General features: G+C 48.1%; 9 protein-coding genes. 6 read left to right on the top strand and 3 right to left on the bottom strand.

The genetic code is table 11. The features are described 5' to 3' along the window. The 6 genes from RDU59_11755 to qatD all read left to right on the top strand — a co-directional run. On the top strand, positions 1-842 hold an 842-nt coding region (locus RDU59_11755; GenBank protein MDQ7839151.1), incomplete at its 5' end, for a hypothetical protein. Beyond that, positions 839-1,678 (top strand): hypothetical protein, encoded by an 840-nt coding sequence (locus RDU59_11760; GenBank protein ID MDQ7839152.1) that lies wholly within the window; start codon positions 839-841, stop codon positions 1,676-1,678. The genes RDU59_11755 and RDU59_11760, both read left to right, overlap by 4 nt. Before the next feature lie 25 nt (positions 1,679-1,703). Next, positions 1,704-2,063 carry a hypothetical protein gene (locus RDU59_11765; protein MDQ7839153.1) on the top strand — a complete coding sequence of 120 codons (360 nt, stop codon included), beginning with the start codon at positions 1,704-1,706 and terminating at the stop codon, positions 2,061-2,063. Positions 2,064-2,369: 306 nt separating this feature from the next. Beyond that, positions 2,370-3,713: a hypothetical protein gene (locus tag RDU59_11770; protein ID MDQ7839154.1), complete on the top strand. Its 1,344-nt coding sequence runs from the start codon at positions 2,370-2,372 to the stop codon at positions 3,711-3,713. A gap of 117 nt (positions 3,714-3,830) precedes the next feature. Beyond that, positions 3,831-4,985: a Qat anti-phage system QueC-like protein QatC gene (gene qatC, locus RDU59_11775; protein MDQ7839155.1), complete on the top strand. Its 1,155-nt coding sequence runs from the start codon at positions 3,831-3,833 to the stop codon at positions 4,983-4,985. 21 nt (positions 4,986-5,006) lie between these two features. Next, complete coding sequence (gene qatD, locus RDU59_11780) at positions 5,007-5,747, top strand: Qat anti-phage system TatD family nuclease QatD (protein MDQ7839156.1); 741 nt, start codon at positions 5,007-5,009, stop codon at positions 5,745-5,747. A 7-nt stretch (positions 5,748-5,754) separates the two neighbouring features. Here qatD and RDU59_11785 read toward each other — a convergent pair whose 3' ends face one another. Genes RDU59_11785 through RDU59_11795 form a run of 3 tightly spaced genes read right to left on the bottom strand, consistent with a single transcriptional unit; the run spans position 5,755 to position 11,398 of the window. Further along, positions 5,755-6,516 carry a hypothetical protein gene (locus RDU59_11785; GenBank protein ID MDQ7839157.1) on the bottom strand — a complete coding sequence of 254 codons (762 nt, stop codon included), beginning with the start codon at positions 6,514-6,516 and terminating at the stop codon, positions 5,755-5,757. Continuing rightward, on the bottom strand, positions 6,513-8,528 hold the full coding sequence (gene pglZ, locus RDU59_11790) for a BREX-3 system phosphatase PglZ (protein MDQ7839158.1): 2,016 nt from the start codon (positions 8,526-8,528) through the stop codon (positions 6,513-6,515). The genes RDU59_11785 and pglZ overlap by 4 nt, the downstream gene beginning before the upstream one ends. Continuing rightward, positions 8,525-11,398: a helicase-related protein gene (locus RDU59_11795; GenBank protein ID MDQ7839159.1), complete on the bottom strand. Its 2,874-nt coding sequence runs from the start codon at positions 11,396-11,398 to the stop codon at positions 8,525-8,527. The genes pglZ and RDU59_11795 overlap by 4 nt, the downstream gene beginning before the upstream one ends. Positions 11,399-11,422 lie beyond the last annotated feature (24 nt).

Raw genomic sequence — 11,422 nt, forward strand, 5'->3', positions numbered from 1 at the left:
AGGATCACAATGTTGCCCTTTTAGAGGAGGAAAAGGATCACGGCGTTACCCTTTTAAAAGAAGAAAAGGATCACAATGTTGCCCTTTTAGAGGAGGAAAAGGATCACGGCGTTACCCTTTTCGGAAACAAAGTTACCCTTTTAGGGAAAAGAGGGGGGGCTGAAAACCCCTCTGCGGCAACGATAGAAGAGGGTCAAAAAATTCCCCATGATAAAGATAAAAGGAAATATATAAAAAGACAACAACAACAAAATGATCTTTCTCATGAGGGAAAGCTTGATCATGAGAAAGCGGCACATTCAGAAGAGAATGTTGTAGTGTCGCCGGTTGTTGTTGCTCTTGATGAGAAAATGCTGAAAGAATACGGGATCGCAGGAGAAGCGGCAAAAACCTGGCTCAAGAAATATTCCTCAGCCTATCTCATAGAGAAAGTTGAGATACTGGAATATAAGGCGTACAGGGGGGAAGCGATAAAGAACCGCGGCGGGATGCTGAAGAAGGCCGTCGAGCAGGACTGGCAGCCGCCAGAGGGGTTTTCCACGAGGGCGCAGCGGGAGGAACTTGCGCGGCGTGAGCACGAGGCCGCCGAGGCGGAGAGAAGAGAAGCTGCTTCACGGGAGGAACAAGAAAGACGCGAGCGGGAGCTCGCCAAGGCCGCCGAGGAGTGGAAGAAGACGGCGACCCGTGAAGAGAAAGAAAAGGTTCATGAGAGGGCGCTCAAAGAGGTGAGCGCCGAGCACCCGGGAACAGAAGAACGATTTTTAAGGGTGCCGCTGAAGTTGAGAGAGCTGAAGATTATCTCTGAGGAATACCTCGGGGGAAATGGGAGGAGCGGGAAGTGAGAGCCGCAAAAACAGGCACGCCCGATTTATCGGTACCCCGCAAGCGGGGACGCCCCCGGAAAGACGCGCTCTCTGTGCCGCCTTTCAATGCGCCTGAGCCCCAGGAGGCATCCAGGAAAAAACGGCAGGGAAGACCGGGCAAGATGCTTCTGCCGGAGATCTCCCTCCCCGGGCAGAAGAAGATCGCCTTTGAGCCAATGGCGCCTCAGAAGAGAGAAAAGCCTGCAGGCGCCCGGAAGACCAGGCAGAAAAAGATCGCACCGCCCCCTGAAAAGGCAGGGCATCCTTCCTGGTGCGCGTGCCCGGTGTGCAGGCCCGAGGGCCCCCACGGCGGCAAGGTGGACATTCACATCCTCGTGGAGCCGGAGCTGAAGGAGACTTTCGCGGCGCTCTGCAAGGCCAAAGGCGCCGCCGTTTCCACGATGGCGAGAGAAGCGCTCATGAAGTGGATTGAGAAACACCAGGCCGACCGCGAGCCGACCTATGAGCAGTACACCATAGACGGCACCGTGGAGATAATCGAGCAGAGCACCGGGAAGATAAAGGCCCGCAAAAAGATCCTCACCTGCGGGCGGAGCGCTAAAATCGGCAGCCGGGCCTACGGGAAAGGGGATCGGATTGAAGTGACGTTCCCCGGCTCCTGTGACCTGGCCGCGGGGCAGAAGAAAGGGCCCTGGCAGCCTGGCGGCTACACTTCCCAATGGATAGGGAACAGGGCTCTCAAAATAAGCGAGATGGGCCGGGAGGAGAGGAAAAAGAGGGGGCGGCCGAAGGGAAAGAAAAAACCGGCCCGCGCAAAAAGGTTACACAAAAAAGGGAAAGGTTACCTCCGCTGACATACTCTTGTCATATGGCGGTGGTATGCTGGAAGACACATGGAATGAAAAGAAAGGGGTGGACAACATGGTGGTGGCGCATCCGGGGGAAGAGTGGGTGATGAAGCTGGGGCCGATCTCACGGACCAACCAGGCGAAGGCGAGGAAGCAGGCGGAAGAAGGCGCCCTGGCCCAGGTGGAGGAGAGTGTGAAGGAGATTATGGAGAAGGTGCGTCCCGCGGTGCCGCTGCTCTTGAAGGGCGCGGTGTGCGCCGGAGAGTGCGAGCCCAGGGCGAAGGAAGACCCGCCGGAGATGACCGTGGTGAGCTATCAGCTCAGTAACGGTGAGTGGCTCTCCATCGCGTCGTCGGGGTTTTTCGGGGTGAAGGCGTCGTGCGGGAAGTAGGAAGTGATGCAGAAATGATGCATATCGGGACAGAGTGCATCAAAAGTGCATCAGAGGTTATGCAGCCTGATGCACCGGTGAATCACCCTGCGCGGTGAGAGGGGCCGGTCTTAATGCGCGGACAGGACAGGTATTACAAGTATTACGGGTATTACAGGTATTACAGGGAGTCAGCGGGATTCACGGGCGGTTTTTCGGTGCGGCTCGTTTTGAGCGCTTCGGGTTGAGGCGCGAGCGAATCTGTGAGGAGGTCCGGAAGCGAACCACTTTCTTGCGGGGGACGATGACGGGCTTTCCGGTGGCGGGGTGGCTGGTGTGCACGGGGGGACGCACGGTGACGGTGAAGGAGCCCAGGCCCCTGAGCTCTACCCGGCCGGTGTACACGATGTCATCGGCGATGATGTCGATGACGCGCTGGAGGAAGTGGCGCCCGGTGTCGCGCGGGATTTCAAGCTCCTTGGAGACGAGGTCCGCGAGTGCTTTTTGTGTGTGCCCCATAAGGGGATAGTTCTTTGGAAAGAGGGGAAATCCTCTGGAAAGGAAGGTGAGGGAATGGGCTGGCAGCAAGAGCAGCAGGCTTTTTTGAAGAAGCTTACCGACGAGCAGAAGATGTTTATGGAGGATAACAAGATACGCACCGATGTGGGTGATATCAGGCAGATGACGACGGAGGAGATAAGGGAGTATTTTCGGGGGAGAAAAAAGAAGAAGCCTGACGGGAAGTATGTGTGGACGATAAATGACACGCAACTTCTCTATACGTTTATCCTGCAGAGCTTTTGCAAGATACGGGCGAAAGAGCTTGCGGGCGTGAAGGGGAATCTGCGCTCGTTCTGGTACAGGGATACCGGGCCTCTTTACAAGCATCACGATATAATCGAGTCCGACGAGGGCCCCGCGCTTTACTGGGAAGACCTCGGGTTTCTGTCGAGCGGGGAGTTTCAGGAGATGTTCTCGAAAAGGGGCGGGGAAGATTTCAGGATATTGGATCGCGGAGAAGGCGTCAAGAGGGAGCTGTACATACAGAACCAGATGGGGTGCTGCTTTGATGAGTTTGTCAAGGCGGGGTTTTTCCGGTTTCAGAGTGAGTTTGAGTTCAAGGATCCGCGCCCCGACTTTCATCTCGTGGGGCGGAAGATGCCCCGGTTTCTGCTGTTCACGGAAAAGGAAGGGCTGTGGTGGCTTTGCAATGAGCTCGCCGATGAGCTGCAGATTTCAGCGATGGCGTCGCAGGGAGAGCCCGGGCTTCTTACGCTTGAGTATTACGCAGATGACCTTCGAGCCAGGGGAGTGAAGAATATAGAGGTATGCGCCTTTACGGATTACGATCCCTGGGGGTTCAACATCGCCGATCAGGCGGGGATAAAGTTCGCCCTTCCGGTGTTCGGCTTCAAGTCGGTCAATGTCACTCATATCACGTCGCTTTCTTTGTTCAGGCCCGAGGTGATTGAGTATGCGAAGCGCGACCTGACGAAGGTGAGCGATACGAAGATGAAGCAGGTGAATGACTGGATGGCGGCGGGCTATGGGATAGCGGGGCCCGACGGGGTCAGGGAGGCCTACGGGATGCACATCGATCTCGCGGATCTCGGGCTCTTGAAGAAAACGATCCGGGACTGGTTCAAGAAGGTGTCGAAGGGGGAGAAGTGATCTTTGTGGACGTAAGTATCGGTTGTAATCGATAGTACCGCCGAGTTTACCACAAATGATCTGGAAATCGGGATCTGATTTGCGATTGCAATCGATAGTTATGGGACAGAAATTGGGATGATACCTCGTAGAAGGGCATCTGACAATTGGACGCGTGATTTAGAAGTAGAGCTGCCGGTTTTAAATAAAAATAGATGGGATCAAGTGAAGGAGAGGCTTGAAAGTTCCCTGTCATTTCTTACTGGCGATAGATGGAGGTTTCGGTTTTCAGAGTTAGGAACGACTTTTATAAGACCTACCAGGCGGAGGAGGCATAGAGAGGGAGACCAATATTTTGAAGCTGATATCGTTTGCCTATTCTCTGGAGGTCTTGACTCATTAGTAGGGGCGATTGATTGGTTGGAAACAAATGAAACAGGGAAAATAATACTGGTCGGACATCACGATGGACATGTGAAGGGACCCTTATCAGATCAAAAGGCGCTATTGAGAATTTTGAAGGAATATTATGGTGATAGGATTGATTCGGTTCTTGTGAGGATTGGGATGAACCCTTCGGGCAGGGAAATAACTTTTCGAAGCAGATCACTTTTATTTATTGCTATGGGTCTTTTTGTGGCCCAGTCTATGAGTGGCAGAACGGAACTATTGATGCCGGAAAATGGAACAATAGCCCTTAACGTACCTTTGACGCCATCTCGAAGGGGAACTTGTAGCACTAGAACTGCGCATCCATTTTTTATTGAAGAGATTAGCGGTATATTAAGGGAAATAGGATTGGGCAGCACAATAATTAATCCATTGCAGTATAAGACAAAAGGAGAAAGTGTAGAACAATGTGCTGGTCAGAGGATACTGCATTCAACGGCATTGGAATCGGTATCATGTGCGAAAAGGGGACATAATAGAACTTGGTTAGAAAGGAGTGCGAGGGGTTGTGGAAGATGTTTGCCCTGCATATACAGGAGGGCAGCACTGCACAGGGTAGGGCTTGATACAGAGATATATGGACGTGATATTTGCAGTGGGCAAGTGAGTATTGATGGCTCGGATGTATTGGGTGAAGATTTCCGAGCGTGTATGTCCTTTTTGAAGAAAAATTTGACTGAAGATGAAATTGAAACATTGATATTGGCAAGCGGAAATATAAAATTGACGGATCTGCCGGGGTATGTAGGTTTGGTAACCCGCTCGAGAGAAGAGATACGCGTCTTAATCCGTGATAAAGGAATTGAAGCAATAAAAAGAAGATCGGGTATTTGTGGTAACTAAGAATCAGGACCAGGTGATTTTATGATTGATGTACATTGTCATATTGATTTATATAGTGATCCTCTAAAAGCGGCGTCAAAAGCTGAAATTAACGGTATTAGGACAATAGCTGTGACGAATCTGCCAAGTCATTTTGAGATGGGATACAAATACCTTAAAAATTTCAAAAGGGTGAGATTGGCATTGGGACTGCATCCTTTGATGGTAAAGCAAAACGAGGGAGAACTACAAAGGTTCAAGCGATTGCTCGAGAAGACAAATTATGTTGGTGAGGTGGGTCTTGATTTTTCTGAGCATGGTAGAGAAAATCAAAATGTTCAGAGGGATAGTTTGCGTTTTGTTTTTGAATGTGTGAAAGGGAAGCAGAAGTTTATAAGCTTACATTCGAGGAGTGCGGAAGGTAGTATTTTAGAAATGCTTGAAGAGTTCGGAATTGAGAGAGCTGTATTTCACTGGTATACAGGCACGATGAATGCTTTGGAAAAGGTAGTTAAACAGGGGCATTTTTTTTCTGTTAACACTTCAATGATAAAATCAAAGAATGGTAGGAGGATTATAGAAAATATACCCCGGGAAAGAATATTAACTGAGTCTGATGGGCCTTATATAAAAATAGAGGGAAAGACAATTGGTCCTGTGGATATGAAAATAACATTGAAGGGCCTTGCAGAGATATGGAACTTGCCAGTAGAAGCAGCGGAGAAACAGGTTGATTCGAATTTCGATACATTGCTGAGGGTGCTGGACAAATTGCGGAAATAAGGCATAATTAGGGAGCCTTGTGGATTGGTTTGCGTAGGGTGACCATGTCATCGGCGAGATTTTGTCTTGATAGTTCAAGTCTTTTGTTGTTTTCCAAGTCTTTTGTGTTCGGGATGGGGAGTTCGAAGGGGTAGAGGGCTGGCGATTTTATGAGGTCTTTAAGGGCGGATGATTGTCGATTTTTTGAGATTAATAGGGCTTCGGTGATCCAGGCTGCGGTTTGGGGGTTGTTTATTTGTATTGGTTTGGGTTTTTGATATACGCCTTTTTTGTCGGTGTCTAACAGTACTCCCCAGTCTACAAAGGAGCGGATTATTTTCTGGGCTGCATATGATACGGTTGGTCTCTCGCCGTATTGTTCTTTTATACGGCGTTGTATCTGCTGAAGAGATACTGTGTTTTGTAAACGGAAGAGGCGCCCGACTGTTTCGGCAATGGATCGAAAAAAGGGGTATACGGTCATAATCATCCCCCAGTGTATAATGAGATGCTCGTTTTCTGGCGTTTTGCTAAGAAGGCTTAAGCCTTCATTTCTAAGAGATTCGCACTCTTGGGGCACAATAGCCCAAGTCTTGAGGAGAACAGTAATGGTTTTTTGCCTGCAGCCGCGGTGTGTTTTTCCTTCCCCGGAAAGTTGTTCCTGGAGAAATTGATCAAGATATGCTCTGATTTCTTTTTGGTTGTATTCAGAGATGGCCAGGCCAGCGGTGTATTCCAGCCATTGGACTTTAATACGGCGGTCTATGCCAATCTGGTATGTAATGCTCATGGGGACCTCCGTTCTATTTCGATAAAAGGAACGATAAGCTCTTCGATGGATATTCCTCCGTGGGAGACAATTCTGTCTCCCACCTTTACAAATGCTTTACGGGGAGGGGCAAGAAGGGGGAGATAGTTGTCAGGAAGCCCTATTGAAGGCCAATCTATGGAACCCGGGAATTTTGTTTTGATATTTGCCCGGGAATTGTCGTCGTTGTATATTCGGACACGTTCGCCACGGAGATCAGCGATATTGCTTTCAGATGGGCTTCCCACTCCCTGAGCTTCAATATTGCCGTGATCAGACGTGATGTATATGAAAAATTCTTTATCGAGGAGTAAGTTCAGTAATTCTATTAACATGCCCTGTGTGGCCCATTGATGCACCTGGTTATGCATGCCTCTTGTGCCAAGCTGCATACCGTGCATTATTTTATCAATGGTGTCTACCACAAGACCTGCAACACGGATTTTAGGATCTGAGAGACTTTCTTTGATGGATTCTAATGACGAAAACTCACGTAAACCCTTCTTATAAAAGATTTCTGTAGAGTGGATTCCCTGCTCTTCCCAGAATTGTGACCATAATTTGGAATCATTATCTGTGGAGCCAATGTTTGATGTGAAGTAAAGGGGGATTTTGCCGCTGAATAAAGCCTGGCGTGATACCGAAGTGATTGTCGGTATCCAGGCGAAAGACGCGGTTTCTTTGAATTTTAAAGAAGGGTTCTGTTTTGAGAGAACATCGCGAAGCACAAGCCATTGATCTATAGCCATACCGTCTATCACAATAAGGCATATCTTGCTGTTGTTTTTGGTATCAAGCGAGCGGGTGATGTAGCGTGGAATGTGATGCACCATCACCGGTGGGGATGGCGGATGATTATAAAGGCTGCTGTATTTCTGAGCCAACCATTGATGAAGAGCGGTGTCAGTCTCTGCCTGAATAGTGGAGAGTGATTTTTCGAAGTCAGGTGTGGATTCAAGTTCGTATAGACCGGCATAAAGCTGAGCAAGACGATAGGCAAATATGCACCAGTCATGGTGTGTACAATTTATAGGTGGAAAAGATTGATTCAACGATTCCAGAAGGCTTTGCAGACGTTTTCTGTTGTCTTTTTCGGGATCGATAAGGAGACCAACGGTAATTTTTGGGGGTGATAGTTTTTTTAAGAGTAGGTCTGCTTTTGGATGCGTCACGGGTTGTAGCAGGTTTTCCAGGAAATAGTTGTCGATATATATCCGGATATCATCGTGATCGAAGGGGAGGTAGGCAGGTCCAGGGTATTTAAGGCCATAAACTTCTTTACGCTGGCAGGCGGAGTCATCAGTATATTCTAGGATATAATCGAGAAAGAGTGGCCAGCGCTCCTGGAGGAATTCAAGAAAAGCGTCACGGTCTGGAACAATTTGCTCGGCAGGCCACTCAGAGAACTCTTTGTTCTGTTGCAAGATTTGTATGAAACGCTCGTCCAGCATTGGGGGTATCTGCTCCTTTTTATAATGACGGCGTAAAAGAATGCGTAAAAAGTCAGCCGGGTTTTTAATTATTTCAGGAGCGATATTGAACACGTGCCTTAAGATGAAATCCTTGGTAGAATTTTTACCGAGCTGTCCGGGATTATACAATTCCTGGGCCTCAAAAAGAACGTCGAAGTATGACCGGTCCAGTTGAGAAACAATGGGATAGCTTAAATTGGGAAATAATTCACTGAGTCTAAAGTGAAGCTGCCGACCGGCCTTTAACAGATCATAAGGAAGGGCCTTAAGGTCATCGGATTCAAGGCGTAAGATAACGTTAAAGTCTGTCTTGTTGTTTTTATCCCAGAATGTTCTGTGCCCGCTTTCATACGCAAAGCGGAAAGCTGCATAATCGTCAAAAGGGATGAGCTCGAAGCCGCGCTCATAGAGTATCTGGAGAATTTTTTCTTCAATAATGAGGTTATCGGGATCGGCTACCAGGGTGAGCGGTGAAACATGGGGGACAAATGCTTCGAGTATCTTATCGCGCCAGGTTTTCATTGATTTTGCCTGCCTTCAATACGCAAAAGGAGAAGTGGGGACATTTCGGGATAGATATCTTGTATTTTTCTAAATTGCTCTTGCCAGGCTTTTTCTTCGATTTGGAGCGCTACGAGGCGGTTCATTTTGACACTTGGAAGGCCAATTCTTTCCACCATACGCCGGCGGGCACTGAAAGCATACTCTTTTTTCTTTTGTTCTTTTTCAATGTATTTGCTGTGAAGAAGCCGCAGATCATCGTAGATGCCTTTGCCATATTCTATGGCAAGCTCTTTGGCAATATCAAAATAAAAGGTGGCGTTTTCGCCGCTAATGAATTCTTTTATCTCAGGCGGTGAGCTGAGCAGCTGATCCCAGATAAAGCGGGCAGTAGGGAGGAGATCGCGACCATCGTCGTGTAAAAAATGAGGAAATACACGCCGGCGGTTCCATTCCGGCGTATAGATGGAAAGCTCCCACAATGACCAGAAGCCCTTAATAGAGACTGAAAGGTCTACCAGGGCAAGAGACGGTATGGGCTGACCTTGTACAAAGCGGGGAAGATGCATCACCAGTCCTCGAATCTGGGGATTTTCAATAGTGAGGTGCTGGGCGGAAGGATCAGCCTCTGCATCGTTGGTTGTAAACACAGCGTTTTCAACAGTTTCTCCGGTGGGAAATGTTATATTCCAGGCAAGGCCTTCTTTTTCTGCTCTTCCACTATAGCTTTTTAAGTAATTTATAGTCATTTGTTCAACCCAGTGCTGCAGGGGATGCTGCATGATGTGTTGGGCGTCGCTGTGATCTAGCGTGTCCTTTGTATCTTTAAGGCCGAAGATAGACTCTATTTCGCGGCTGGCTTTTGCCTGATCTCTTAAATTCAAGAATAGTGAATCTATTTTGTTCCCAACTTCCTGTGGATTGAGAATAGCATCCATGTAAAGATTATCAAATACGTTGGCGGCCTGTGCTGAATCTAAAACATCACCAGTTTTATCGATGCCGAATTCAGATTTAATAATGGCTAACTTTTCCTCAATTACTTCACGAACACGGAATTCTACGGTGTCATCAAGCACGAAATTGACCACACGGACGTCATGTTTTTGTCCAATGCGATCGACTCTACCGATGCGCTGTTCGAGCTTCATTGGATTCCAGGGTATATCATAGTTGATTACCACATGACAGAACTGGAGATTAAGACCTTCTCCGCCAGCGTCAGTAGAAATAAGGATTCTGGCCTCTTTGGCAAAAGTTTTGAGTGCCGCCAAGCGTTCGCTCATATTCATGGAACCGTTTAAAATAACGATAGAAAAACCTCTATCGGTGAGGAAATTTTTGAGCATATCCTGAGTGGGAACGAATTCCGTAAAGAGAAGAATCTTTATATTAGGCTCACACGCTTCCTGCTGGAGGCGGTAGATCCAGTTAAGGAGGGCATGGGCTTTGACATCCTGCTCCTTAGCCTCGGTAAGAGATGCTAGTTCCAGGAGAGCTTTGACTTCTTCTTTCTCATTTTTCAATGCTTTAAGCTGCATCTGGAGGAGAGTGTCGATTTGCTCCTGACCATCCATGTCGGCCCATTCTTCTTCGATACTATAAGCGGGAAGGGGGAGTTGATCGGTAGGAGTATTTAATACCTCTAGACGTCGCTCCAGGGAAACGCGGATGGCCCTGGTAGAGGAGGTAACCAGGCGCTGCATTAGAATCATCAAAAACCCGATATAACTTCTCTTCTCTTTAAGTGCCTGATTGTAGCCCCTTTTCACATAGTCTGTCACTGAATCATAGAGATAGCGCTGCTCGGAGTGGTGTTCATCCCAGGAAATAGCGAAAAGGAGGGTCTTTCGTGGTTTAAAGAGAGGCTTCCCCTGCCAGTCTATCGCCATTCGCTTCTCATTGCGTATTACATAAGGCTGGATTCGCTCCCGGGTGACGCTTTCAATAACAGGGAAGGCATCACGATCGACCAGGGAGAGCAGTCTGTGGAAGGCGTCTGTTTTCCCCTGGTGGGGAGTTGCAGAGAGAAACAGAATGTATGGTGCAGCTTCAGAGAGCCCTCTGCCAAGTTTATAGCGTGCAACTTGTTCGGTGCTTCCTCCAAGACGATGGGCTTCGTCTACGATGATTAAATCCCAGCCTGCGGTGATTAAGGAATCAAAGCGCTCTTGATTGTATTCGGCAATTTGCTCGGGTGACCAGCCTTTCCTTTTTTCAAGAGGCTTCACTGTATCCATCGGGACGATGATTTGGGCTAAAAGGGACCAGGGATTAGAAGATTTAGTTACAGCGGAACCATACATGTCTGGTGAGAGTGAAGAGGATGTTTTGTCTTCTGAGATATGGGTGATGGTTGACAGATCTTCCGGCAACACGAGTTTAAACGTTTCATTAAAATGGGTGTGCATCTCGGCGATCCACTGTTGCACCAGGCCTTTGGGCACCACCACGAGAGTTCGACGCACCAGACCTCTCAATTTTAATTCGCGCAATATCAACCCGGCTTCTATTGTTTTACCAAGCCCCACTTCATCAGCCAGAAGGAAGCGCACATGCTCTTTTGAAATAGCCTGTGAAAGCGCTTTTAACTGATGGGGCAGGGGGATCACCGAGGCGCTAAAAGGAGCTAATAAGATATCGTAAGAAAGGGCATCGGCCACCCGCGCGGCTGCGGCAATATAGGTTATTACACAGGGATTTTCAATCAAGTACTCATCAATAGGCTTGAGATATTCATCTCGTATGCGAAGGACAAAATTATTATAGGGAAACCATACCCGATAAATCGTGCTATCCCACAATGTCTGTACATCAATAGCCTTACAGATCTGCCTATGTTCTGTGCTATACAACCATTGTGTCTTTATTTCTGTTGCAAGTTTTTTCATTGGAGTGTTTTTGTGTTAAATCTA

Source organism: Thermodesulfobacteriota bacterium (assembly GCA_031082315.1).
GTDB lineage: Bacteria > Desulfobacterota > QYQD01 > QYQD01 > QYQD01 > QYQD01.

What these genes read in the sequence shown, in the direction of transcription:
- RDU59_11765 (MDQ7839153.1), top strand. Translation starts at nt 1,704, where the DNA reads ATGCTGGAAGACACATGGAATGAAAAGAAAGGGGTGGACAACATGGTG.
- qatC (MDQ7839155.1), top strand. Translation starts at nt 3,831, where the DNA reads ATGATACCTCGTAGAAGGGCATCTGACAATTGGACGCGTGATTTAGAA.
- qatD (MDQ7839156.1), top strand. Translation starts at nt 5,007, where the DNA reads ATGATTGATGTACATTGTCATATTGATTTATATAGTGATCCTCTAAAA.
- RDU59_11785 (MDQ7839157.1), bottom strand. Translation starts at nt 6,516, where the DNA reads ATGAGCATTACATACCAGATTGGCATAGACCGCCGTATTAAAGTCCAA.
- pglZ (MDQ7839158.1), bottom strand. Translation starts at nt 8,528, where the DNA reads ATGAAAACCTGGCGCGATAAGATACTCGAAGCATTTGTCCCCCATGTT.
- RDU59_11795 (MDQ7839159.1), bottom strand. Translation starts at nt 11,398, where the DNA reads ATGAAAAAACTTGCAACAGAAATAAAGACACAATGGTTGTATAGCACA.